This window comes from Pseudomonas sp. PI1 (genome assembly GCF_000812405.1).
Taxonomy (GTDB): domain Bacteria; phylum Pseudomonadota; class Gammaproteobacteria; order Pseudomonadales; family Pseudomonadaceae; genus Pseudomonas; species Pseudomonas citronellolis.
The window spans coordinates 48,599-70,698 of the sequence record NZ_JWMC01000023.1 but is presented as its reverse complement, the minus strand read 5'-3'; the positions used below and the strand labels follow the sequence as shown (position 1 = coordinate 70,698).

The 22,100-nt window shown below is 67.7% G+C and carries 22 protein-coding genes; 11 read left to right on the top strand and 11 right to left on the bottom strand.

What is annotated here, in order from left to right; translation table 11 throughout:
• Positions 1 to 99 precede the first annotated feature (99 nt).
• The 3 genes from RN02_RS10050 to RN02_RS10040 all read left to right on the top strand — a co-directional run bounded on the left by RN02_RS10050 (position 100) and on the right by RN02_RS10040 (position 3,820).
• Positions 100 to 606: an ureidoglycolate lyase gene (locus RN02_RS10050; RefSeq protein ID WP_009618668.1), complete on the top strand. Its 507-nt coding sequence runs from the start codon at positions 100 to 102 to the stop codon at positions 604 to 606.
• A gap of 52 nt (positions 607 to 658) precedes the next feature.
• On the top strand, positions 659 to 1,969 hold the full coding sequence (locus tag RN02_RS10045) for a urate hydroxylase PuuD (RefSeq protein WP_043314298.1): 1,311 nt from the start codon (positions 659 to 661) through the stop codon (positions 1,967 to 1,969).
• Positions 1,970 to 2,473: 504 nt separating this feature from the next.
• Complete coding sequence (locus RN02_RS10040; protein ID WP_043314297.1) at positions 2,474 to 3,820, top strand: nucleobase:cation symporter-2 family protein; 1,347 nt, start codon at positions 2,474 to 2,476, stop codon at positions 3,818 to 3,820.
• A gap of 201 nt (positions 3,821 to 4,021) precedes the next feature.
• Here the strand turns inward: RN02_RS10040 and RN02_RS10035 are convergent, their stop codons facing one another.
• The 3 genes from RN02_RS10035 to speE form a co-directional block, all read right to left on the bottom strand.
• A complete protein-coding gene (locus tag RN02_RS10035) occupies positions 4,022 to 4,807 on the bottom strand; it encodes a sulfite exporter TauE/SafE family protein (RefSeq protein WP_043314296.1) in 786 nt (261 codons plus the stop codon).
• A gap of 161 nt (positions 4,808 to 4,968) precedes the next feature.
• Positions 4,969 to 7,047 carry an LTA synthase family protein gene (locus RN02_RS10030; RefSeq protein WP_043314294.1) on the bottom strand — a complete coding sequence of 693 codons (2,079 nt, stop codon included), beginning with the start codon at positions 7,045 to 7,047 and terminating at the stop codon, positions 4,969 to 4,971.
• 222 nt (positions 7,048 to 7,269) lie between these two features.
• The gene (gene speE, locus RN02_RS10025) at positions 7,270 to 8,130 is read right to left on the bottom strand and encodes a polyamine aminopropyltransferase (RefSeq protein ID WP_043314293.1); all 861 of its coding nucleotides are present in this window, start codon (positions 8,128 to 8,130) and stop codon (positions 7,270 to 7,272) included.
• A gap of 207 nt (positions 8,131 to 8,337) precedes the next feature.
• Here speE and RN02_RS10020 point away from each other — a divergent pair, with 207 nt between their 5' ends.
• Positions 8,338 to 9,246, top strand: a complete 909-nt coding sequence (locus RN02_RS10020) for a DNA-3-methyladenine glycosylase family protein (RefSeq protein ID WP_043314311.1) — start codon at positions 8,338 to 8,340, stop codon at positions 9,244 to 9,246.
• Between the two features lie 4 nt (positions 9,247 to 9,250).
• Positions 9,251 to 9,748 carry a methylated-DNA--[protein]-cysteine S-methyltransferase gene (locus RN02_RS10015; RefSeq protein WP_043314291.1) on the top strand — a complete coding sequence of 166 codons (498 nt, stop codon included), beginning with the start codon at positions 9,251 to 9,253 and terminating at the stop codon, positions 9,746 to 9,748.
• Positions 9,749 to 9,919: 171 nt separating this feature from the next.
• Here the strand turns inward: RN02_RS10015 and RN02_RS10010 are convergent, their stop codons facing one another.
• The 6 genes from RN02_RS10010 to aroC all read right to left on the bottom strand — a co-directional run bounded on the left by RN02_RS10010 (position 9,920) and on the right by aroC (position 14,466).
• Complete coding sequence (locus RN02_RS10010) at positions 9,920 to 10,111, bottom strand: PLDc N-terminal domain-containing protein (protein WP_043272153.1); 192 nt, start codon at positions 10,109 to 10,111, stop codon at positions 9,920 to 9,922.
• A gap of 52 nt (positions 10,112 to 10,163) precedes the next feature.
• Positions 10,164 to 10,847 (bottom strand): acireductone synthase, encoded by a 684-nt coding sequence (mtnC, locus tag RN02_RS10005; RefSeq protein ID WP_043314290.1) that lies wholly within the window; start codon positions 10,845 to 10,847, stop codon positions 10,164 to 10,166.
• A gap of 117 nt (positions 10,848 to 10,964) precedes the next feature.
• Entirely contained in the window at positions 10,965 to 11,510 is a 546-nt protein-coding gene (locus RN02_RS10000) for a 1,2-dihydroxy-3-keto-5-methylthiopentene dioxygenase (protein WP_009618648.1), read from the bottom strand.
• A gap of 30 nt (positions 11,511 to 11,540) precedes the next feature.
• Complete coding sequence (locus RN02_RS09995; RefSeq protein WP_043314289.1) at positions 11,541 to 12,167, bottom strand: methylthioribulose 1-phosphate dehydratase; 627 nt, start codon at positions 12,165 to 12,167, stop codon at positions 11,541 to 11,543.
• Positions 12,164 to 13,315 (bottom strand): MFS transporter, encoded by a 1,152-nt coding sequence (locus tag RN02_RS09990; RefSeq protein ID WP_043314288.1) that lies wholly within the window; start codon positions 13,313 to 13,315, stop codon positions 12,164 to 12,166. Before RN02_RS09990 ends, RN02_RS09995 begins: the two co-directional genes overlap by 4 nt.
• A gap of 59 nt (positions 13,316 to 13,374) precedes the next feature.
• A complete protein-coding gene (gene aroC, locus RN02_RS09985; protein ID WP_043314287.1) occupies positions 13,375 to 14,466 on the bottom strand; it encodes a chorismate synthase in 1,092 nt (363 codons plus the stop codon).
• Between the two features lie 112 nt (positions 14,467 to 14,578).
• Between aroC and RN02_RS09980 the strand changes: the two genes are divergently transcribed.
• Entirely contained in the window at positions 14,579 to 15,577 is a 999-nt protein-coding gene (locus tag RN02_RS09980) for an alpha/beta hydrolase (protein WP_061563302.1), read from the top strand.
• Between the two features lie 127 nt (positions 15,578 to 15,704).
• Positions 15,705 to 16,490, top strand: coding sequence for a hypothetical protein (locus RN02_RS09975; RefSeq protein WP_043314285.1), 786 nt, complete (start codon positions 15,705 to 15,707; stop codon positions 16,488 to 16,490).
• Positions 16,491 to 16,906: 416 nt separating this feature from the next.
• Here RN02_RS09975 and prmB read toward each other — a convergent pair whose 3' ends face one another.
• Entirely contained in the window at positions 16,907 to 17,818 is a 912-nt protein-coding gene (gene prmB / locus RN02_RS09970; protein ID WP_043314283.1) for a 50S ribosomal protein L3 N(5)-glutamine methyltransferase, read from the bottom strand.
• Positions 17,819 to 17,990: 172 nt separating this feature from the next.
• On the opposite strand from prmB, the gene RN02_RS09965 reads away from it, so the two are divergent.
• The 4 genes from RN02_RS09965 to folE all read left to right on the top strand — a co-directional run bounded on the left by RN02_RS09965 (position 17,991) and on the right by folE (position 20,334).
• Complete coding sequence (locus RN02_RS09965) at positions 17,991 to 18,587, top strand: cysteine hydrolase family protein (RefSeq protein ID WP_009618632.1); 597 nt, start codon at positions 17,991 to 17,993, stop codon at positions 18,585 to 18,587.
• Positions 18,588 to 18,756: 169 nt separating this feature from the next.
• The gene (locus tag RN02_RS09960; RefSeq protein ID WP_009618630.1) at positions 18,757 to 19,077 is read left to right on the top strand and encodes a hypothetical protein; all 321 of its coding nucleotides are present in this window, start codon (positions 18,757 to 18,759) and stop codon (positions 19,075 to 19,077) included.
• Positions 19,078 to 19,135: 58 nt separating this feature from the next.
• Positions 19,136 to 19,693 carry a Smr/MutS family protein gene (locus RN02_RS09955; RefSeq protein ID WP_043314282.1) on the top strand — a complete coding sequence of 186 codons (558 nt, stop codon included), beginning with the start codon at positions 19,136 to 19,138 and terminating at the stop codon, positions 19,691 to 19,693.
• 95 nt (positions 19,694 to 19,788) lie between these two features.
• Entirely contained in the window at positions 19,789 to 20,334 is a 546-nt protein-coding gene (gene folE / locus RN02_RS09950) for a GTP cyclohydrolase I FolE (protein ID WP_043314280.1), read from the top strand.
• A gap of 850 nt (positions 20,335 to 21,184) precedes the next feature.
• On the opposite strand, the gene RN02_RS09945 is transcribed toward folE, so the two are convergent.
• A complete protein-coding gene (locus tag RN02_RS09945) occupies positions 21,185 to 22,045 on the bottom strand; it encodes a cache domain-containing protein (RefSeq protein ID WP_043272161.1) in 861 nt (286 codons plus the stop codon).
• Positions 22,046 to 22,100 lie beyond the last annotated feature (55 nt).

Genomic DNA, 22,100 nt, shown 5'->3' with positions numbered 1-22,100 from the left:
GGGGCCAGAGACACTGGGCCCCCGCGTTCGCGGGAGTGACGGAAAAAGCGGTTCCCGGGCCCCGCCCGGGTTCAGTACAACAAATACAAGTGACCAGCCATGCGTACCCTGAAGATCGAACCGTTGACCAAGGAAGCCTTCGCCCCGTTCGGTGATGTCATCGAGACCGAGGGCAGCGCCCACTTCATGATCAACAACGGTTCCACCCGCCGCTATCACAAGCTCGCCACGGTCGAGACCGCGCAGCCCGAGGATAAGGCGATCATCAGCATCTTCAGCGCCGAAGCACTGGAGATGCCCTTGCGCATCCGCATGCTGGAGCGTCATCCGCTGGGCAGCCAGGCCTTCGTCCCGCTGCTCGGCAACCCCTTTCTGGTCGTGGTCGCGCCACTTGGCGACGTACCTGTACCGGGCCTTGTCCGCGCCTTCCTGACCAACGGAAGGCAGGGCATCAATTACCACCGCGGCGTCTGGCACCACCCGGTGCTGACGATCGAAAAGCGGGATGACTTCCTGGTGGTCGATCGCAGCGGTTCCGGCAACAACTGCGACGAGCATTTCTTCACCGAGGACGAGCAACTGCTCCTCGACCCCCAACTAAACTAATAAGAGAGGCCCGTCCGCCGCGACGCCGGCGCCCGGGCAAGAGGTAATGACTGTGGAAGCACATCTCATCGAATGGGCGAACCTGCTGGTTCGCTGGATTCACATGATCGTCGGCATCGCCTGGATCGGTGCCTCGTTCTACTTCGTCTGGCTGGAAAACAACCTCAACCGCGTCAACCCGCGCGAGGGGCTCTCGGGTGACCTCTGGGCGATCCACGGTGGCGGCATCTACCACCTGGAGAAATACAAGCTGGCGCCGCCGAAGATGCCGGACAACCTCCACTGGTTCAAATGGGAGGCCTACTCCACCTGGCTCTCGGGCGTGTGCCTGCTGACCATCGTCTTCTACCTGAACCCCAGCCTGTACCTGGTGGCCCCGGGCAGCGACCTGGCGCCCGCCGCGGCCATCGCCATCGGCATCGGCTCGCTGATCGCCGGCTGGTTCATCTACTCCGGCCTGTGCGACTCGCCGCTGGGCAAGACCCCCGCCCTGCTCGGCGCCATCCTGTTCGCCCTGCTGGTGCTCGCCGCCTACCTGCTCAGCCAGGTATTCAGCGGCCGCGGCGCCTACCTGCACGTCGGCGCGATCATCGGCACCATCATGGTCGGCAACGTGTTCCGGGTGATCATGCCGGCCCAGCGCGCGCTGGTTAAGGCCATCGAGGAAGGCCGCGAGCCCGACCCGGTGCTGCCGGCCAAGGGCCTGCTGCGTTCGCGCCACAACAACTACTTCACCCTGCCGGTGCTGTTCATCATGATCAGCAACCACTTCCCGAGCACCTACGGCAGCCACTACAACTGGCTGATCCTGGCGTGCATCGCGGCGCTGGCGGTGATAGTGCGGCACTACTTCAACACCCGCCACAACGGCAACGGCATGGCCTGGGCCCTGCCCGCCGGCGCCGTGGGCATGATCGCCCTGGCCTTCGTCACCGGCCCGACGCTGCAGAGCGCCGCCCCCGCCGGCAACGCCGCGCAGGTGCAGTACCAGCCGCTGCCGGAAACCGCCATCGGCGGCAAGACCGCCGCCGAACGCGCCAAGGAAGCGGCCGACAAGCCCGCCGCCGCGCAGGCCCAGGCGCAAGCCTCGGCGCCCGCTGGCGTGGATTTCGACAAGGTTCATCACGTGATCCAGGAGCGCTGCGTGGCCTGCCACTCGGCCAAGCCGACCAGCCCGCTGTTCAGCGCGGCCCCGGCCGGCGTGATGTTCGACACCCCGCAGCAGATCCAGGCCCAGGCCGCGAAGATCCAGGCCCTGGCCGTGGCCTCGCAGGTGATGCCGCTGGGCAACATCACCCAGATGACCCAGGACGAGCGCAACCTGCTCGGCAACTGGATCGCCAAGGGCGCCCAGACCAACTGAGCCACCGCGGTTCGCCGGAACCAGAAAGACCGCACCTTCGGGTGCGGTTTTTTTATGCCCGCGGGGGCTCACGGCGAGCTGGCGAGTTGTAGGAGCAACTATCTTACCGACTGCGTCAGGGGCGCTCTTCGTAGGATGGGTTGAGCTTGCGAAACCCATGTTGCCGTGGCGATGGGTATCGCTTCGCTCAACCCATCCTACGAGGCTTTGAACCCACCTGCAGGAACATCGAACCCATGAAATAAAAATGTAGTCCCACCCGACCTACGGCTACATCCCGCCAAGACCACGGAACACGCGGCCTAGAGCGACCCGAAACCCATCATTCACAAGCCGACCGGAGAGTTGTATACAAAAACATATTGAAGCGAATACACATCGACGCTATAAAGTCCCGCACCGCTTCACCCGCACGGCCCCGGGGGTGTGGCGAGCCAGTACTACCCGGCCGCCGAGCCTGATCGGCGTCCACCAGTGACACAACAATAAAAATCGAGGTGTTGCATGTCCGAGGTAACTGAGCGCCACGCGGCCGGCTCGTCCGCCGACCAGCGTCTGCCGTTGCTGCAACTGCTGCTGGTGGGATTCCAGCACGTGCTCCTGATGTACGGCGGCGCCGTGGCCGTCCCGCTGATCGTCGGCCAGGCCGCCGGCCTGTCCCGCGAGGAAATCGCCTTCCTGATCAACGCCGACCTGCTGGTCGCCGGCATCGCCACCGTGGTGCAGTCGCTGGGCATCGGCCCGGTCGGCATCCGCATGCCGGTGATGATGGGCGCCAGCTTCGCCGCCGTCGGCAGCATGGTGGCCATGGCCGGGATGCCCGGCGTGGGCATCAACGGCATCTTCGGCGCGACCATCGCCGCCGGCCTGTTCGGCATGCTCGTCGCGCCCTTCATGAGCCGCATCGTGCGCTTCTTCCCGCCGCTGGTGACCGGCACCGTGATCACCTCCATCGGCATGTGCCTGTTCCCGGTGGCCATCAACTGGGCCGGCGGCGGCAAGGGCGCGGCCAACTTCGGCGCCCTGGAATACCTGTTCCTGTCCAGCCTGGTGCTGGCCGCCATCCTGCTGGTCAACCGCTTCCTCAAGGGCTTCTGGACCAACGTCTCGGTGCTCATCGGCATGCTGCTGGGCTATATCGTCGCCAGCGCCATGGGCATGGTCGACCTGTCCGGCATCGACGCCCGCCCGGCCTTCGAGGTGGTCACCCCGCTGCACTTCGGCGCGCCCAGCTTCCACCTGGCGCCGGTGCTGTCGATGTGCCTGGTGGTGCTGATCATCTTCGTCGAGTCCACCGGCATGTTCCTCGCCCTGGGCAAGATCACCGACGACGAGATCTGCCCCAGGCGCCTGCGCCGCGGCCTGCTGTGCGATGCCACGGCGTCGTTCTTCGCCGGCTTCATGAACACCTTCACCCACTCGTCGTTCGCCCAGAACATCGGCCTGGTGCAGATGACCGGGGTGCGCAGCCGCTTCGTCACCGTGGCCGCCGGCGGCTTCCTGATCCTCCTCAGCCTGATGCCCAAGGCCGCCTACGTGGTCGCCTCGATCCCGCCGGCGGTGCTCGGCGGCGCCGGCATCGCCATGTTCGGCATGGTCGCCGCCAGCGGCATCCGCATCCTCCACGAGGTGGACATCGTCGACCGCCGCAACCAGCTGCTGGTGGCGGTGAGCATCGGCATGGGCATGGTCCCGGTGGTGCGCCCGGACTTCTTCGCCGCCCTGCCCGCCTGGATGGAACCGATCACCCACAGCGGCATCGCCATGACCGCGATCTGGGCCGTGCTGCTCAACCTGCTGTTCAACATCCTCGGCGAACGTGGCCGCGACGCCCTCTGCGGGCACCACTGAAGCCGACGCTTTCGGCGGGCCCCTCCCGACGCCCGCCGCTTCCAGCCGCGCCTCACTCCTGCGCGGCTTTTTTCATTCGCGCGGTAGTGACTGGAGCATCTGCCGGCGCAGTGCCGTAGGGGTCAAGAGCGCCTACACCGCCGGGAAGCTCCACTCGCGAGCCAGCTCGCTCCCACGAACCGGGAGAACCGCCGAACCGGATCAGAACACCAGCTTGTAGCCAATGCTGAACAACATCACCGCCAGGCACGGCCGCAGGACGTTGTCGGGAATGCGCCCGGACAGATGGCTGCCCAGGTAGATCCCCGGCAGCGAACCGCACAGCAGGTACCCCAGCAGTTGCCAGTCCATGTTGCCCATGCTGGCGTGGCCCAGGCCGGCCACCAGGGTCAGGGGCACCGCGTGGGCGATCTCGGTGCCCACCAGGCGCCGGGTGGCGAGGAAGGGATAGAGCACGAACAGCGCCACCGTGCCCAGCGCGCCGGCGCCGATGGAAGTCAGCGCGACCATCGCGCCAAGCACCACGCCGGTGAGAATCGTGAGGCCGTTGAGGCTGGCGCCGCCCAGGTGGTAATGGTCGCCGGCATGCTTGTGGGCGAAGGCCAGCAGCTTCTGCTTGAACAGGATGGCCAGGGCGGTGAGCAGCAGGACCACGCCCAGGGCGTGCTTGATCACCGTGTTCAGCGCCTGGGTGTCGGCGCCCAGGCTGTGCAGGAACAGCAGGGTCAGGCCCGCCGCCGGCACGCTGCCGAGGGTCAGCCAGCCGGTGATGCGCCAGTCGACGTTCTTGTGCCGGGTGTGCACCAGCACACCGCCGGACTTGGTGATGGCCGCGTACAGCAGGTCGGTGCCCACGGCGGCCGCCGGGTTGATGCCGAACCAGAGCAGGATGGGCGTCATCAGCGAACCGCCGCCGACGCCGGTCATGCCCACGATGAACCCGACCAGCAAGCCTGCGACAACGAAACCAAGGACGCCGAATTCCATCAACCCTTCCTGAAAGCCGTGAACGGCTTGCGAAAACCGGCGGGCAGGATAGCGGCTTTCCTTATAAGCGCTTATATCAATATCGACTTAATTTATAACCAAATCTTAAAGCGCCGCCCACGAAAAAGGGGCCCGCAGGCCCCTTCTCCGTCACGCGCCGGTCAGTCGCTGTCCGGCTTGCTGTCCACCACGCCGGTGGTGTTGTTCAGCAGGCTCTTGGTCGCGGTCTGGATGAAGGATTCCAGGCGCTTCTTCAGCTCGGCCTCGTCCGGCACACCCTGCACGCGCTCGGCCTTGGGATGGGCGCCGACCTGGTAGTCGTACACGCGGATGTCGCCTTCCTTGGGCTTGATCAGGATGCGGTTGCCGGAAAGGATGGCCACCACCTGTTCGCTGCCCGAGGGCTTGATCACGCCGAAGCCCTTGTCGCCGGCCGGCAGGTTCAGCAGGTCGCGGCCCCAGCACTGGTGGCGCACCTCGCCGCCCAGGCGGCCCATGATGGTCGGCACTATGTCGATCTGGGTGCCGACGGTGTCGCGGCTGGCGCCGTACTTCTCCTGGATGCCCGGGGCGATGATCAGCAGCGGCACGTTGAAGCGGAACAGGTCCATCTCGGTCAACTGTTCCGGCGCGCCGAAGCCGTGGTCGCCCACCACCACGAACAGGGTGTCCTTGTAGTACGGCGACTTCTTGGCCTTCTCGAAGAACTGGCCCAGCGCCCAGTCGGAGTAGCGCATGGCGGTCAGGTGCTCGTCGAGGCTGCCGTTGCCGGTCACGCGCTCCACCGGCAGGTCCTTGGGCAGTGCGTAGGGCACGTGGTTGGAGAGCGTCTGCAGCAGGGCGTAGAAGGGCTTGCCGCTGGCCGCCAGGCGGTCCAGTTCCTCGTTGCCGCGGGAGAACATGTCCTGGTCGGACACGCCCCAGGTCGGGTCGGAGAACACCGGGTTCACGAAGTCGTTGCGGCCGACAAAGGTGGTCATGCCCTGGTTGGCGAAGAAGCCGGACTGGTTGTCCCAGGCGAAGTCGCCGTTGTAGACGTAGACGTCGTCGAACTGGCGCGCGCTGAGCAGCTGCGGCAGGCCGGAGAACTTGTGGCCGCCCTCGGGCGTCTGCATCAGGTACTCGAAGCCCGGCAGGTTGGGGAAGCAGGCCATGGTGGCGAACATGCCCTGGTGGGTATGGGTGCCGTTGGAGAAGAACTGGGTGAACAGCAGGCCTTCCTTCGACAGCTTGTCGAAGTACGGGGTGATGTTGCCCGGCGCGCCCAGGGCGCCGACGAAGTGGCCGGCGAAGCTTTCCATGAGGATCACCACCACGTTCTTCACGCCTGGCAGCGTGCCTTCGGCCGGCGGGGTGAAGTCGCGGCGGATGGCCGCGTCGTCGGCGTCCACCAGCTTGTCGTTGGGCGTCAGCAGCATCTGCCGCACGGTGTCGCGGGCCTGGTCGTCGGGCAGGGTGGCCTTCCAGATGTTCGCGCGGTCCTCGCCGAAGCGGTCCTCGGCGGCCTTGAGCAGGGTCATGGAGCCGTTCAGGCCCAGGTGGTTGGCGAACATCGAGTCGGTGGTGAAGGCATCGCCCCAGCGCAGCGGCGGGCCCTGGCGCAGGGTGCCGCGGTAGGCGACGCCGGCCACCAGCACCACCACCAGCAGGGCGGCGACGCGCAGGTACCAGGCGGCGGCCGAGGCGCCCACGGCGCTGGGCCGGGTGGCGCGGTCGACGCCGCGGAACAGCATGAACAGCAGCCAGGTGGCCATGGCCCAGGCCAGCAGGTAGCGGACCACCGGGTAGCCGTACCAGATCATGCTCATGACCGTCTTCGGGTCTTCGGACATGTACTGGAACACCAGGCTGTTCAGGCGCTGGTGGAACTCGCGGTAGAAGTCCAGCTCCAGCACGCCGAGGAACAGCGTCAGGCTGGCCAGGGCGGTCAGCCACAGGCGCCAGAACATGCGCCAGCGCATGGCGGTGACGCTGGCCAGGGCGAAGATCATCGGCGCGACTATCAAGATCACCGCGCGGATGTCGAAGCGCAGCCCGGTGACGAAGGCCTCGACGAAGGCGCTGGCCGGGGTGTCGCCGATCAGCTCGCGGTTGTAGATCAGCAGCGCCAGGCGCAGCAGGGAGAACATCAGCATCAGCGCCAGGCTGCCGAGCAGGATGAACCCCAGGTGGCTGGACACCGTGGCGCGCGCCAGGTTGGCGGCGCGCTGGCGGGTATTCAGGACTTCCGATTGGCCCATGTTTCAGGTTCCGTTCTGTGCAACGTTCGGTTCGGGCGCCCTCCCCTGCGGGGAGGTGCGGAGGCTCCACGTCCGGGAGCCGGACGTGGAGCGGGCGGCGCATTCTAGTCGGTGAAAATTAGCCAGACCTTAAGAAAATGCCGTCAAGGTGTCGGATTATGCCCAACGCAAGTGAAAAAAGAGTCGCCGCCGCCGGATGGTTCCGACAACGGCGCTTGCGGATCAGTCGTTGTGCGGCTTGCCGATGGCCTGCAGCACGTACTGCGGCAGGGCGAAGGCGCCCTGGTGGATTTCCGGGTTGTAGTAGCGGGTGGCGATGCCGCTGGCGGCGAAGCGCTGGCGCAGGGTTTCCAGCGGCACGCGGCGCAGGGCGGGCTCAAGGGCGCCCCAGGCGAAGGTCATGGCGCCGCCGATGTAGGTGGGCACTGCTGCCTGGTAGAAGTGCCAGTCGGCGAACAGGCCGTTCATCCGACCGGCGGTGTTGCGCACGGTGTCCAGCTGCATGAACGGGGTGCCGTTCTGGGTGACCAGCACGCCGCCCGGGTTCAGGCAGCGGTGGCAGGCCTGGTAGAAGTTCTCGGAGAACAGCACCTCGCCCGGGCCGATGGGGTCGGTGGAGTCGGAGATGATCACGTCGAATTTGCGCTCGGTGGTGGCGACGAAGCGCATGCCGTCGTCGATCACCAGGTCCAGGCGCGCATCGTCGAAGGCGCCGTTGGAGTGGCGCGGCAGGAACTGCCTGCACATGTCGACCACGGTGCCGTCGATCTCGACCATGGTGATGTGCTCGACGCCGGCGTGCTTGCACACCTCGCGCAGCATACCGCCGTCGCCGCCGCCGATGATCAGCACGCGCCTGGCCGCGCCATGGGCAAGGATCGGCACGTGGGTGAGCATCTCGTGGTAGATGAACTCGTCGGCCTCGGTGGTCTGGATCACCCCGTCCAAGGCCATCACCCGGCCCATGCGGGCGTTCTCGAAGATCACCAGGTGCTGGTGCTCGGTGCGCACCTCGTGGAGCAGCTGGTCGACGCTGAAACGCTGGCCGTAGCCTTCGTAGAGGGTTTCCTGGTAATCGCGCATGGGCGGTCTCCCGGTTCAACGGTGAATGAAGCGGGCCGAGGGCCGGCCGTGAAAGGCGCGCATTCTACTGTGCAAGGCATGACAGGTCGAACCCGCGCACTTCGCCCATTCACCTTGCCTACTCACTTTGCCCGCTCACTTTGCCCGCTCAGTTTGAAAGCCAGCTGCGGGACGACAGCGCGGCGGCGGCGGGTTATGGTCAGCGCCATGAACGCACCCATCACGCCCCTCGTCCTGCACCTGCCCTACCAGCCGCCCTGGAACTGGGCACAGTTCCACGCCCATTTCGCCCTGCGCCGCCTGGCCGGGGTGGAAACCCTGGGCGAGGCGCATTACCGACGCAGCCTGCGCCTGGATGGCGTGCCCGGCTGGATGGACATCCGCCCGCTGGCCGACGAGCCGGCGCTGCGCCTGGAGCTGCACCTGGACGGCGCCGGCGCCGACAGCGCCCCGCTGGCCGCGCGGGTGCGCAAGATGTTCGACCTGGACAGCGACCCGCGGGCGGTGGCCGCGCACCTGGGCGCCGACCCGCTGCTGCGCCCGCTCGTCGAAGCCTGGCCAGGGCTGCGCCTGCCCTGCGCCTTCGATCCGTTCGAGCAGGCGGTGCGCGCCATCGTCGGCCAGCAGGTCACGGTAAAGGCCGCGGTGACCATCACCGGCCGCTTGGTGCAGCGCCTCGGCCAGCCCCTGGGCAACGCCGTGGCCGACGGCCCGCAGTACCTCTTCCCTACCCCGCGGGCCCTGGCCGAGGCGGACCTGGACGGCATCGGCATGCCCGGCAAGCGTGTGGCCAGCCTGCAGCGCTTCGCCGCCGCGGTGGCCGAAGGCGCCCTGGAACTGCACGTGGAGGATGGCGCGCAAGCGCTGGTGAAACGCCTCTGCGAGCTGCCCGGCATCGGCCCCTGGACCGCCGAATACGTGGCCCTGCGCGCCTTCGGCGAGGCCGACGCCTTCCCCACCGCCGACCTGGGCCTGCTCAAGTCGCCGGTCTGGGGCGAGGCCGGCACCAGCGCCCGCGACCTGCAACGCCGCGCCGAGGCCTGGCGCCCCTGGCGCGCCTACGCCGCCGTCTATCTCTGGCAAGCCTATTCGCAAGGCAGCCGCATCGGAGGATGAAGCCATGCATTACCGCTACTACGACAGCCCCCTCTGCCGCCTGCTGCTGGCCGGCGACGAACAGGGCCTGCGCATGCTCTACATGACCCCCTTCGAAGGCCACGAGCCGGGCCCGGACTGGCGCGAGGCCAGCAGCCAGGTCGACGACGTAATGAAGCAGCTGGACGAATACTTCGCCGGCAAGCGCAAGGTCTTCGAGGTGCGCCTGGCGCCCCAGGGCACCGAGTTCCAGCGCCAGGTCTGGCACGCGCTGACGCAGATTCCCTACGGCCACACCACCTGGTATGCCGACCTGGCCGAACGCATCGGCCGGCCGAAGGCGGTGCGCGCGGTGGGCGCGGCCAACGGCGCCAACCCGATCAGCATCATCATCCCCTGCCACCGGGTGATCGGCCGCGACGGCAGCCTCACCGGCTACGGCGGCGGCCTGCCGCGCAAGGAGGCGCTGCTGCGGCTGGAGGGGGTGATGGTGGGGGAATCGCGGGAGTTGGAGTTGGTTTGATGGGGTTTCCAGGTGGTTTTCGTATTTCGGGGAGACTCCGCCCCTCCCCCCAACCCTCTCCCTTTTCAGGGAGAGGGTTGGGGGGAGGGAGCGGAATCGATCCGAAACACCAATGCCAACCGGCAAACTCCATTCGCGAGCAAGCTCGCTCCTACGAAAACCCCGCCCCCGCTACACCCGCACGTTGCCCTTCGGCCCGGCGATCGCCCAGATCACCAGCCCGAGCAGCGGCAGGATGAGGATCACCAACACCCAGATGATCTTGATGGGTACGTCGGCGCTGCTCTTGAGCACGCTGATGATCGCCCAGACGTCGAGGGCGAAGATGATCAGGCCGATCAGGCCGTTGAAGGTCGAACCCATGGCGCCGCTCCCGCTGCTGGAGGTGTGCCCTCCAGCATAGACGGCGGCGGCCTCAGCAGCGGGCCGGGTCGATCAGGGCGAAGCTCGCCTGCGTCTCGTGGCCTTCCAGGGCGCCGCCCTCGCGGGCCAGGCCGATGGTTGCCAGGCCGGCTTCGCGGGCGGCGTCCAGCTCCTGCACCACGTCGGAGAGGAACAGCACCTGCTCCGCCGGCAGGTCGATGGCCTCAACGATGCGCGCGTAGGAGGCGGCCTCGCGCTTGGGCCCGCTGGTGGTGTCGAAGTAGCCGGAGAACAGCGGCGCCAGGTCGCCGGCCTCGGAGCAGCCGAAGATCAGCTTCTGCGCCTGGATCGAGCCGGAGGAGTAGACGTACAGGTCATAGCCCTCGGCCTTCCAGCGGCGCAGCGCCTCCACCGCGTCCGGGTAGACGTGGCCCTTGAGCTGGCCGGCGCGGTAGCCCTGCGCCCAGACCATGCCCTGCAGCGCTTTCAGCGGCGTGGCCTTGCGGTCTTCGGCGATCCACTGCAGGAGGATGGCGATGCAGCGCTCGACGTCGGCGCCGGCTTCGCCGCTCTCGGCGCGCACCGCGTCCAGCTGCGCGGCCACTTCCGGCTCGCCGGCGTGCTCGCGGACGAAATCCGGCAGGTGCGCGGCGGCATAGGGGAAGAGCACGTCGAAGACGAAGCTGACGGCGCTGGTGGTGCCTTCGATGTCGGTGAGGATGGCTTTGATCGGCATGGTAACTCCGGTGTAACGCTATCCGTAGGAGGAGCGGACCTTGTCCGCGATGACCGGAGGTTCCGGCGCGATTCGCGGATGAGATCCGCTCCTACGAAAGAAATAGAGCGCGGGGTGTCAGTCTTCCAGCAGCGGGAAGCGCCTGGCGATCTCGTCGCCGGTGAACTTCGCCACCCAGCCCTCGGGGTTGTTGAACAGGCGGATGGCCACGAAGTGCGGGCGCTCGCCCATGTCGAACCAGTGGCGGGTGCCGGCCGGCACCGAGATCAGGTCGTTCTTCTCGCAGAGCACGGCGTAGACGTGGTCCTCGACGTGCAGGGTGAACAGGCCGCGGCCGGCGACGAAGAAGCGCACTTCGTCCTCGCCGTGGCGGTGTTCGTCGAGGAACTTGGCGCGCAGCTCGTCCTTCTGCGGGTGGTCGGCGCTGAGGCTGACCACGTCGACGGTGACGTAGCCCTGCTCGTCCTTCAGGCGCTGGATCTCCGGCGCGTAGGCGGCCAGCACCTCGTCGGGGCTGGCGCCGGGGGCGATGGGCGCGCTGGCCTGCCAGCGCTCGAAGCGCACGCCGAGCTCGGCCAGGGTGGCGGCGATGTCCTCGGCGTGGGTCAGCAGCTTCAGCGGCTGCTCGGGGGCGGATTCGTGGTAGACGGTCAGGCTGCTCATGCTCGGGTCCTCGGGTACTGCCGGATTCGCTCAGCGCGTGCCGCCGCGAAGGCTGATCACTTTAAGTTCGCATTCGAAGAGGAATTCGAAGGCTTCCACCTGGCGCAGGGCGTCTTCCATGCGCGGCCCCCAAGTGTACAGGCCGTGGCCGCGGATCAGGTAGCCGGGGCAGTCCGGGTGGGCGTCCAGCCAGGGCTGGACCTTGGCCGCCAGGCGGGCGATGTCCTGGTCGTTGTCGAAGATCGGCACCGTCACCCGGCCCTCGTGGGTGGTGACGCCGGCGAAGGCCTTCTGCAGCTCGTAGTCTTCCAGCTCCAGGCGGTCGGCGGGGGTCAGGCGCGAAAGCACGGTGGCGTTCACCGAGTGGGTGTGCAGCACCGCGCCTATCTCGGCGCGCCAGGCGTACAGCTGGGTGTGCAGCAGCGTCTCGGCCGAGGGTTTCTTTCCCGCCTCGAGGCTGTTGCCGGCAAGATCGGTCTCCAGCACGTCGTCGACGCCCAGCTGGCCCTTGTGCTTGCCCGAGACGGTGAGCAGCGCGCGGTCGGCGGCCAGGCGCGCGGAATAGTTGCTGCTGGTGGCCGGCGACCAGCCGCGGCCATACAGGAAGCGCCCGGCCTCGATGATCTGGCGGGTCAGGTGTTCACGGTTGTTGCTCATGGCCGCTCCTCTTTCAGACGGGTACGGATGATAACGGCTGCGGCCAGCGCCGCCAGACTGGCGATGGCGAAAGTCCAGGCCGGGCCCAGGCTGGCCCAGCTGTAGCCGGAATAAAGCGCGCCCAGGGCGCCGCCGGTGCCGGCCAGGGCGGCATAGAGCGCCTGCCCTTGCCCCTGCTGGCGCGCCTGGAAGCTGCGCTGGACGAAATGGATGGCGGCGGCGTGGAAGGCGCCGAAGGTGGCCGCGTGCAGCAGCTGGGCGAACAATAGCAGGCCCAGGTGGTCGGCCAGGCTGCCCAGCAGCAGCCAGCGCAGCGCCGCCAGCAGGAAGCTCGCCGCCAGCACCTGGCGCAGGCTGAAGCGCCCCAGCAGGCGCGGCATCGCCAGGAACAGCAGCACCTCGGCCACCACGCCCAGGGCCCACAGCCAGCCGATCAGCCCGCGGCTGTAGCCGAGGGCCTCCAGGTGCAGGGTGAGGAAGGTGTAGTACGGCCCGTGGGACAGCTGCATCAGGCACACGCACAGGTAGAAGGCGATCACCCCCGGCTGGCGCAGCTGGGCCAGGAAGCCGCTGGCCGGCGCGTCGCCGTGGCGCCAGGCCGGCTGCGCGTTGGGCACCCACCAGCTGGCGGCGACGATGCCCAGCATGATCGCCAGCAGCGCCACGGGGTAATAGTCCAGGCTGGTGGCTTCGAACAGCCAGCCGAGGCCGACCACGGTGCAGATGAAGCCGATCGAGCCCCACAGGCGGATGCGGCTGTAGCTGGCGGTGCGCTCACCCAGGTGGGCCAGGGTGATGACTTCGAACTGCGGCAGCACCGCGTGCCAGAAGAACGCATGCCCGGCCATCACCAGCGCCAGCCAGGCGTAGCTGTGATCGAGGAAGATCAGCGCGAAGCACGCCGCCGTGCACAGCGCGCCGAAGCGCACGATGCGCAGGCGCTGGCCGGAACGGTCGCCCAGCCAGCCCCACAGGTTCGGCGCCACGCAGCGCATCAGCATGGGGATGGCCACCAGCTCGCCGATGCGCGCGGCGGAAAAGCCCAGGTGGTGGAAGTACAGGGCGAGGAAAGGCGCGGTCCCGCCCAGCAGGCAGAAATAGAAGAAGTAGAAGCTGGACAGGCGCCAGTAGGGGAAAGAAGCAGCCATGGGCTGGAAGCTCGAAGCTGGAAGTGGCGGATCTGGGCTTCAGGCTTCCAGCTTCTGGCTCAGAGCTGCCCCAGCACCGGCGTATTGACGCGCACGTCGGCATTCTGCGCGCGCTGGCGCAGCAGGTGGTCCATCAGCACGATGGCCATCATCGCCTCGGCGATGGGCGTGGCGCGGATGCCCACGCAGGGGTCGTGGCGGCCCTTGGTGACCACGTCCACCGGGTTGCCGTTCACGTCGATGGAGCGGCCGGGGGTGGTGATGCTGGAGGTGGGCTTGAGCGCCAGGTGCGCGACTATCGGCTGGCCGCTGGAGATGCCGCCGAGAATGCCGCCGGCATTGTTCGACAGGAAGCCCTCGGGGGTCAGCTCGTCGCGGTGCTCGGTGCCGCGCTGGGCGACGCTGGCGAAGCCGGCGCCGATCTCCACGCCCTTGACCGCGTTGATGCTCATCAGCGCGTGGGCAAGTTCCGCGTCCAGGCGGTCGAAGATCGGCTCGCCCAGGCCCGGCGGCACGCCTTCGGCGACCACGGTGATCTTCGCACCCACCGAATCCTGGTCGCGGCGCAGCTGGTCCATGTAGGCCTCCAGCTCCGCCACCTTGTCCGGGTCGGGGCTGAAGAAGGCGTTCTGCTCGACGCTGTCCCAGGTCTTGAAGGGGATTTCGATCGGGCCCAGTTGGCTCATGTAGCCGCGCACCCGGATGCCCAGGCTCGCCAGGTACTTCTTGGCGATGGCCCCGGCGGCCACGCGCATGGCGGTCTCGCGGGCCGAGGAACGGCCGCCGCCGCGGTAGTCGCGCACGCCGTACTTGTGGTGGTAGCTGTAGTCGGCGTGGGCCGGGCGGAACAGGTCCTTGATCGCCGAGTAGTCCTTGGACTTCTGGTCGGTGTTGCGGATCAGGAGGCCGATCGGGGTGCCGGTGGTCTTGCCCTCGAACACGCCGGAGAGGATTTCCACCTCGTCGGCTTCCTGGCGCTGGGTGGTGTGCCGGCTAGTGCCGGGCTTGCGCCGGTCGAGGTCGCGCTGCAGGTCTTCCAGGGAAAGCTCCAGCCCCGGCGGGCAGCCGTCGACGATGGCGACCAGCGCCGGGCCGTGGCTTTCGCCAGCGGTGGTGACGGTGAACAGCTTGCCGTAGGTGTTGCCGGACATGCGAGGCTCCGCGGAAGACTTGGGTGAACGAAAAGGCCCAGCAGTATACCTGCGACATACCGCCCTGCGAACCTTCCGCGGCGCGCGCCGTCAAACCGCTATCATGCAGTCCATGAAGCCTTCCATGCCGCGCCTTATCGCCCTTCTTTCCTGCTGGCTGTTCGCCGCAATGACCTACGCCGCCTCCCCCACCATCCTGCAACGCCCCTACGACCTGGACACCGGCCACGGCGTGCTGCGCGGAACCCTGCTGCTGCCGCAGACCGCCAGCCCGCCGCCGCTGGCCCTGCTGGTGGCCGGCTCCGGCCCCACCGACCGCGACGGCAACAACCCCGAGGGCGGCAACAACGCCTACCTGCGGCGCCTGGCCGAGGCCCTGGCCAGCAACGGCATCGCCAGCCTGCGCTACGACAAGCGCGGCATCGCCCGCAGCCGCGACGCCGCGCCGGACGAACGGCAGCTGAGCGTCGACGGCTACGTCGACGACCTGGTGGCCTGGAGCGACCGGCTGGCCGCGGACCCGCGCTTCGGCCCGCAGGTGCTGGTGGGCCACAGCGAGGGCGCGCTGATCGCCAGCCTGGCCGCGCCACGCAGCAAGGCCGCGGCCCTGGTGCTGATCGCCGGCAGCGGCCGGCCGATCGACAAGGTGCTGCGCGAACAGCTCTCGGTGCGCCTGCCGCCTCCGTTGCTGGAGAAGGCCGATGCCATCCTCGACCGGTTGCGCGGCGGCCACCAGGTGCCGGAGGTGCCGGCGCAGCTGAACGCGCTGTTCCGCCCCAGCGTGCAGCCCTACCTGATCTCGCTGTTCCGCCACGATCCGGCGCGGGCGCTGGCCCGGGTGCGCCAGCCGACGCTGATCCTGCAGGGCACCAGCGACATCCAGGTCGACGTGGCCGACGCCCAGGCGCTGCAGCGCGCAAGGCCGGACGCCGAGCTGCAGTTGATCTCCGGCATGAACCACATCCTGCGCATCGTCCCGGCCGACGTGAAGAAGCAGCTGGCGTCCTACAACGACCCCGGGCTGCCGCTGGCTCGCGACCTGGTCCAGCGGCTGGTCGGCTTCATCCTGCGAACCCGCCCGCAGACTCCATCGGCCGAAGGCATGAGCTGAAACGGGCGTCTCAAGAAATCACTGTCGGCGTCGATAATCGCTTAGCCCCTGTATGAAAGTCGTTACTTACACGATTCCTACAGAAGTTGAGTTGATCCCTGGCCGTCGGCCAGGCCCGAGGAATCCGATGACCGACGCCGACCCACGCAGCGACGCCGCCGCTCCCGCCGAAACACCGGCCCCGCCCCATCCCTGGGCGGAGCTGGCGCCGGAGCATTTCCGCCTGCTGCGCCTGGCGCCCCTGCCCACCGACCGCAGCACCGGCGCCCGCGCCCTGCGCTTCGTCCAGCTCGGCCGGGTGGAGCGCCACGCCCCGGAGCAGAGCCTGCTGCGCCTGAGCATCCAGTTGCCCGGCCAGGCCCTGCGCAAGGAGCAGAACCTGTTCGAGGTCTGGGCCGACCACCGCAACAAGGAAGTGCGCTTCGGCGCCGACAGCGGCTTCGCCCTGGAGCCGATCAACCGCGGCCTGGGCCGCTTCCTGCTGGCCCAGGGCATCGCCTGGGCGCGGCAGAAGTGGGCGCACTACAAGGTCGAGGGCGGCGTGCTGGGGGTGAAGGACGCGCCCAACGAGGACATCCGCCTGCGCCGCGACCACTTCCTGCGCGCCCAGGGCTTCGACGTGGAGTACGAGGACTCGCGCCTGCTCAAGGCCCGCTACGGCGCCGGGCGGGTGAGCGAGCTGTACGACGACTGGAACAAGGACAAGGTGCAACTGGTACCGCTGCTGGACGCCGCGGCCATGCTGGAACAGGCCGACCAGAACCTGGCCAGCCAGGACAACGAAATCCGCAAGCTGCAGCAGCGCATCGAGACCTTCCGCCGCGACGACACCAGCCTGCGCTTCATCATCGCCTGCCTGACGGTGTTCGCGGTGTTCCAGGCCGGGCTGCTGATCTGGATGGCGACGCACTGAGGGCCCGGCGCGGACGGACGGGCACGGCTCGCTCCTACGAAGAGCACGGCCGCGGGAGACTTTTGTAGGATGGGTTGAGCGAAGCGATACCCATCACCGCAACCGCATGGGTTTCGCAAGCTCAACCCATCCTACGAAAAGCACCTCGGCGCAGTCGGCAAGACAGTTGCTCCAACAAGAAAATGCCGTGCCCCACGGCATACGTAGGGCGAATAACGCTCCGCGTTATCCGCCCTGCTGGCGGAATCGCGGATGAATCCGCTCCTACGCCCTCCGGCAAACACAAGACCCGTAGGATGGCGTTGAGCGAAGCGATACCCATCGCCACGGCCGCATGGGTTTCGCAGGAGCCCCCGGTATCGCCCCCTGTAGGAGCGCGCCCTGCGCGCGAAATCGCGGGCAGGGCCCGCGGCGCCTCAGTTCACCCGCGAGCGGAACAGCGCCTGGTGTTCGCGGCACTGCGCCGCCGACAGCAGGAACACACCGTGCCCGCCGTGGCGGAATTCCAGCCAGGTGAAGTCCACCTCCGGGTACAGCGCCTCGACGTGCACCTGGCTGTTGCCCACTTCGACGATCAGGGTGCCCTGCTCGGTCAGGTGGTCGGCGGCCTCGGCGAGCATGCGTCGCACCAGGTCCAGGCCGTCGTGACCGCAGGCCAGGCCCAGTTCCGGCTCGTGCTGGTACTCGGCCGGCATGTCGGCGAAGTCCTCGGCGTCGACGTAGGGCGGGTTGGAGACGATCAGGTCGAAGCGCTGCCCCGGCAGGCCGGCGAAGCCGTCGCCCTGCACGGTGTAGACGCGCTCGCCCAGCTCGTGGCGCTCGATGTTGACGTTGGCCACTTCCAGGGCATCGAAGGACAGATCGGCCAGCACCACTTCCGCCTGGAGGAATTCGTAGGCGCAGGCGATGCCGATGCAGCCCGAGCCGGTGCACAGGTCGAGGATGCGCGCCGGCTCCGCCGCCAGCCAGGGCTCGAAGCGCTGCTGGATCAGCTCGGCGATGGGCGAACGCGGCACCAGCACGCGCTCGTCGACCACGAACGGCAGGCCGCAGAACCAGGCCTCGCCCAGCAGGTAGGCGGTGGGCACGCGTTCCTCGATGCGCCGGCGCAGCAGTTCGCGCAGGTGTTCGCGCTCGTCGTCCTCGAGGCGGCAATCCAGGTACGCATCGGCCATTTCCCACGGCAGGTGCAGCGCGCCGAGCACCAGCAGGCGGGCGTCGTCCCAGGCGTTGTCGGTGCCATGTCCGAAGTACAGCCCCTCGGCATGGAAGCGGCTGACCGCCCAGCGGATATGGTCTCGAAGGGTCAGCAAACGGGATTCGGTCACGGCGCAGGGTCCTCGCGGCGGGCAAAAAGGCCGGCATTCTAGCCCAAGGCGGCCTGCCGCGGGCGCACACCGGCGTCGAGGGGGTCAATACCACTTTGCGCGGGTTTCGCATAGATTCACAGCGCCCGCGGAACAGACCACAATGGTGGCATACGCATCATAGGAGTTCGTCATGTCTCAACCGCTCAGCATGCTGAAGATCAGCGGACGCGGCTATCCGCCCGCCACCCTCCGCCAGAGCACGCTGCTGATCATCGACGCCCAGGAAGAGTACCGCAGCGGCGTCCTCGCCCTGCCCGGCCTGGAACCGGCGGTCGCGCAGATCCGCCAACTGCTGGATGCCGCGCGCAGCCAGGGCACCCCGATCGTCCACGTGCGCCACCTGGGCATCCACGGCGGCCTGCTCGACCCGCAGGGTCCGCGCGGGCAGTTCCTGCCCGAACTGGCGCCGCTGCCCGGCGAGGTGGTGGTGGAGAAGCGCCTGCCCAACGCCTTCTCCGGCACCGAACTGCACGACCGCCTGCAGCACAACGGCCGGCTGGACATCATCGTCTGCGGCTTCATGACCCATTCGAGCATCAGCACCACCGTGCGCGCGGCCAAGGACTACGGCTACCGCTGCACCCTGGTCACCGCCGCCTGCGCCACCCGCGACATCCCCACCCCGGATGGCGGCGTGCTCTCGGCGCGCGACCTGCACCACGCGGAAATGGCCGCCCTGGGCGACAACTTCGCCGCCGTGGTCGGCGAGGCCCAGGCGCTGATCTGAGCGCCGTCCGTCCCGCTGCGGCGGCAAGCCGCCGCCGCAGCTATTAGGCTGTAAGGCGACACATCCAGCGGGCACGCGCCGGACGGGCGGGCCAGGCATTCCCTGCGGGGGCGGAACCCCCTCCCGCCGACACCGGTCATAGCCTCGTTCAGCAGATGAGGAAGCCGGGATGAAGATGTCCGACAGTTTCGATCCACGCACGCTACGCCCGAAGCGACCGGGCCGCTGGCGCTGGCGCTTCGTGGCCGCCGTGGCCGCGCTGATCGCCGCGTTCGGCGTGCTCGGCGCCCTGGCCGGCGGCGCGGCCTTGCTGCGCCGGCAACCGGCGGCGGGGGTCATGCACATCGAACCGGCGGCCGGCGCGGTATTGCTGGTGATCGGCCTGCTCGCCCTGTGGCTGGGCGTGCTCTTCTGGCGCCTGGCGCGGCGCCGCGCGCGGCGTGGCGACGGCCTCAGCCTGTCGCCGCGGCTGATGAAGAAGCGCGGCTGAGCGGCTTGCCGCAAAGCGCCCGCGATCCGCTAGAATGCCGCCTCTTCGCGGAGGCTCCATGCAAGACGACGATTTTTCCCTGTTCGCCAACGAGATGCGCGGCGTCAAGCGCATCCAGGTGGACCAGGCCGACACCGGCAAGCCCAAGGCCGACCGCCAGCAGGTCAAGCTGCGCCAGCAGAACGCCACGACCAAGGTGGAAAACCTGCGCGTCGACGGGCTGTCCGACCTGTTCGTCATCGACGTCGGCGCCGAGGACGAGCTGTACTGGGCCCGCGACGGCGTGCAGGAAGGCCAGATGCGCAAGCTCAAGGCCGGCCAGATCGGCTTCGAGGGCAGCCTCGACCTGCACGGCATGAACATCGAGAAGGCCCGCGAGCTGCTCTGGGACTTCCTCGCCGAGGCCACCCGCCTGGAGGTGCGCTGCGTGCGCGTCACCCACGGCAAGGCGGCACGCACCGACGGCCGCCGGCCGCTGCTCAAGAGCCACATCAACACCTGGCTGCGCCAGCACCCGCAGGTCCTGGGCTTCACCTCGGCCCTGCCGCGCCACGGCGGCACCGGCTCGCTCTACGTGATGCTGCGCCGCACCATGCTGGAGGGGCGCGACGAATAATCCGTCGCTCCCGCTGGCGCACCGCGCCCTTGCCAGCACGCCACGCGCGCCCTACCCTGCGCCTCTGCGCTTCAACGAGTCCCAACAGGTAGAACATGTCCCTGGAACAAAACTACTCGCAGATCCTCAGCCAGCTCGGCGAGGACGTCACCCGCGAAGGCCTGCTCGACACGCCCAAGCGCGCCGCCAAGGCCATGCAGTACCTCTGCCGCGGCTACCAGCAGACGCTGGAAGAGATCGTCAACGGCGCGCTGTTCAGCTCCGACAACAGCGAAATGGTGCTGGTCAAGGACATCGAGCTGTACTCGCTGTGCGAACACCACCTGCTGCCCTTCATCGGCAAGGCCCACGTGGCCTACATCCCCAACGGCAAGGTGCTGGGCCTGTCCAAGGTGGCGCGCATCGTCGACATGTACGCCCGCCGCCTGCAGATCCAGGAGAACATGTCGCGGCAGATCGCCGAGGCCGTGCAGCAGGTCACCGGCGCCCTGGGCGTGGCGGTGGTCATCGAGGCCAAGCACATGTGCATGATGATGCGCGGCGTGGAGAAGCAGAATTCCTCCATGGTCACCTCGGTAATGCTCGGCGAGTTCCGCGAGAACGCCGCTACCCGTAGCGAGTTCCTCAGCCTGATTCGCTGAGGTCGCTTGCGGGGATGGAAAACCGGCCTGTGAGGCCGGTTTTTTCTTGCCTGTAAGACGGAGTCCGCTCCTACGGGGGAATACCACCGTGCCTCATGTGGATTGTAGGAGCGAGCTTGCTCGCGAACGGTGGTTACCGGTGACGTAGGTGTTGGGTGTAAGAGCGCCCTCTCCCCAACCCTCTCCCTGAAGGGAGAGGGGGCTGTCCTGAGCTGCTTGTCAGTCAGGCGCCATCCTCCTACCCCCCGTCATTCCCGCGAACGCGGGCACCCAGAGACTTCCTGCTTGGGTGTGACGCGCCGCACCGAGTGTTCGGAGGTTTCTGGTTTCGCCCCCTCGGGCGAGTCCCTTTTGTCAGTCGCCACAAAAGGAACCAAAAAGGCTTGCCCCGCATACGGGCCCGATGGAGCCGGGCTACCCTCGCGAATTCCCCCGCCACGGAGGCCCGCCCCGAGGGTACGTCCCTGTAGCCCATCGGGGCTCTCGCGACATCCATGTCGCATGACCTCCTGAGCGCCGGTTTCGTTCGGCCTTCTGAAGGGGCATTCCGGAGTGCGCGGATGTTTCTCTAGAAGTCTCAAGAGCAAAAGCCAGAGCGAATGCGCTTTGGCTTTTCGTAGGAGCGAGCTTGCTCGCGAACCGCTCGTCACTGGATTCCCGCGTTCGCGGAAATGACGGGGATGGTTGGGCGTTTCAGGATGACTCAGGATTCCCCCCTCACTCAGGACAAGCCCCCTCTCCCGCTTGCGGGAGAGGGTTGGGGAGAGGGCGCTCTTGAACCCAACACCACAGCCCCCAGCAAACCCTGTTCGCGAGCTTGCTCGCTCCTACGAACAGCCCTCAGGGCTTTTCAGCCCCCCGCCGTGTAGTACCCCACCGCCACCAGGTAATGCCCGCTCTTGCGCAGCAGGGCGTGCTTGTTCTCCACCTTGCCGGTCACCGGGTTGCGCCACTGGTAGTCGAACTGCCCTTCGCCCTTGCTCTTGGCCAGCGCCAGCATGGCCTGGCCGATGGCGTTGCCGGCCGGGTCCTTGAGGCTGGCGAAGTCGGTGCCGACCATCCGGGTGTTGTAGCCGTGGGCGACGAACTTGCCGGTGTCCATGTCGACCACGAAGGCGTAGAGGTCATCCTCGATGAAGGCCTTGTCGAGGTCGTTGATGCGCTTGAAGGTCGCTTCCGGCGCCCCTTCCACCGCCTTCGCCGTCTTCTCCAGCATGGCCTCGGCCTGGCGGGCGTCGGCGCGCGGGATGTAGTAGCCCACCGCCAGGAAGCGGTCGCCTATGCGCTGGTAGTAGGTGTGCTTGCGCTCGACGCGGCCGTCGGCCCAGTTCTTCCAGCGGTACTCGGTTTCCTGCACCTTGCCGTTCTCCGGGGCCTTGAGGGCCTTGGCGAACTGCTTGCGCATGTTCGGGTCGAGCAGTTGCGAGACATCGCGGCCGATCAGCACCACCGAGGGGCCGCCGCTGGCCAGCATCACGCCCTTGCTGTCGACGACGTAGACGTACAGCTCGTTGTCGATGAACTCGCCCTGGCGGCTGAACGCGGCGAAGGCCTTGTCGCCCTCCTGGCGGTAGTAGGCCACGGCCTTCTCCAGCAGTTGCCGGGCCCGCTGGGCCTGGGCGGCGTCGGCCGCGGTGCTGGTGGCGGCCGGCAGGTGCAGCGGGGCCAGGCAGGCGAGGCAGAACAGCAGCGCACTGAACAGGCGTTTCATGCAGGGTCCTCCATGTCGTCCCTTCTTGTTCTGGACTGAGCATAGATGGCCGCCG

Excerpts from the sequence above, each read along its gene's own strand:
- RN02_RS10050 (WP_009618668.1), top strand. The coding sequence starts at position 100 with ATGCGTACCCTGAAGATCGAACCGTTGACCAAGGAAGCCTTCGCCCCG.
- RN02_RS10040 (WP_043314297.1), top strand. The coding sequence starts at position 2,474 with ATGTCCGAGGTAACTGAGCGCCACGCGGCCGGCTCGTCCGCCGACCAG.
- RN02_RS10035 (WP_043314296.1), bottom strand. The coding sequence starts at position 4,807 with ATGGAATTCGGCGTCCTTGGTTTCGTTGTCGCAGGCTTGCTGGTCGGG.
- RN02_RS10030 (WP_043314294.1), bottom strand. The coding sequence starts at position 7,047 with ATGGGCCAATCGGAAGTCCTGAATACCCGCCAGCGCGCCGCCAACCTG.
- speE (WP_043314293.1), bottom strand. The coding sequence starts at position 8,130 with ATGCGCGATTACCAGGAAACCCTCTACGAAGGCTACGGCCAGCGTTTC.
- RN02_RS10020 (WP_043314311.1), top strand. The coding sequence starts at position 8,338 with ATGAACGCACCCATCACGCCCCTCGTCCTGCACCTGCCCTACCAGCCG.
- RN02_RS10015 (WP_043314291.1), top strand. The coding sequence starts at position 9,251 with ATGCATTACCGCTACTACGACAGCCCCCTCTGCCGCCTGCTGCTGGCC.
- RN02_RS10010 (WP_043272153.1), bottom strand. The coding sequence starts at position 10,111 with ATGGGTTCGACCTTCAACGGCCTGATCGGCCTGATCATCTTCGCCCTC.
- mtnC (WP_043314290.1), bottom strand. The coding sequence starts at position 10,847 with ATGCCGATCAAAGCCATCCTCACCGACATCGAAGGCACCACCAGCGCC.
- RN02_RS10000 (WP_009618648.1), bottom strand. The coding sequence starts at position 11,510 with ATGAGCAGCCTGACCGTCTACCACGAATCCGCCCCCGAGCAGCCGCTG.
- RN02_RS09995 (WP_043314289.1), bottom strand. The coding sequence starts at position 12,167 with ATGAGCAACAACCGTGAACACCTGACCCGCCAGATCATCGAGGCCGGG.
- RN02_RS09990 (WP_043314288.1), bottom strand. The coding sequence starts at position 13,315 with ATGGCTGCTTCTTTCCCCTACTGGCGCCTGTCCAGCTTCTACTTCTTC.
- aroC (WP_043314287.1), bottom strand. The coding sequence starts at position 14,466 with ATGTCCGGCAACACCTACGGCAAGCTGTTCACCGTCACCACCGCTGGC.
- RN02_RS09980 (WP_061563302.1), top strand. The coding sequence starts at position 14,579 with ATGAAGCCTTCCATGCCGCGCCTTATCGCCCTTCTTTCCTGCTGGCTG.
- RN02_RS09975 (WP_043314285.1), top strand. The coding sequence starts at position 15,705 with ATGACCGACGCCGACCCACGCAGCGACGCCGCCGCTCCCGCCGAAACA.
- RN02_RS09965 (WP_009618632.1), top strand. The coding sequence starts at position 17,991 with ATGTCTCAACCGCTCAGCATGCTGAAGATCAGCGGACGCGGCTATCCG.
- RN02_RS09960 (WP_009618630.1), top strand. The coding sequence starts at position 18,757 with ATGAAGATGTCCGACAGTTTCGATCCACGCACGCTACGCCCGAAGCGA.
- RN02_RS09955 (WP_043314282.1), top strand. The coding sequence starts at position 19,136 with ATGCAAGACGACGATTTTTCCCTGTTCGCCAACGAGATGCGCGGCGTC.
- folE (WP_043314280.1), top strand. The coding sequence starts at position 19,789 with ATGTCCCTGGAACAAAACTACTCGCAGATCCTCAGCCAGCTCGGCGAG.
- RN02_RS09945 (WP_043272161.1), bottom strand. The coding sequence starts at position 22,045 with ATGAAACGCCTGTTCAGTGCGCTGCTGTTCTGCCTCGCCTGCCTGGCC.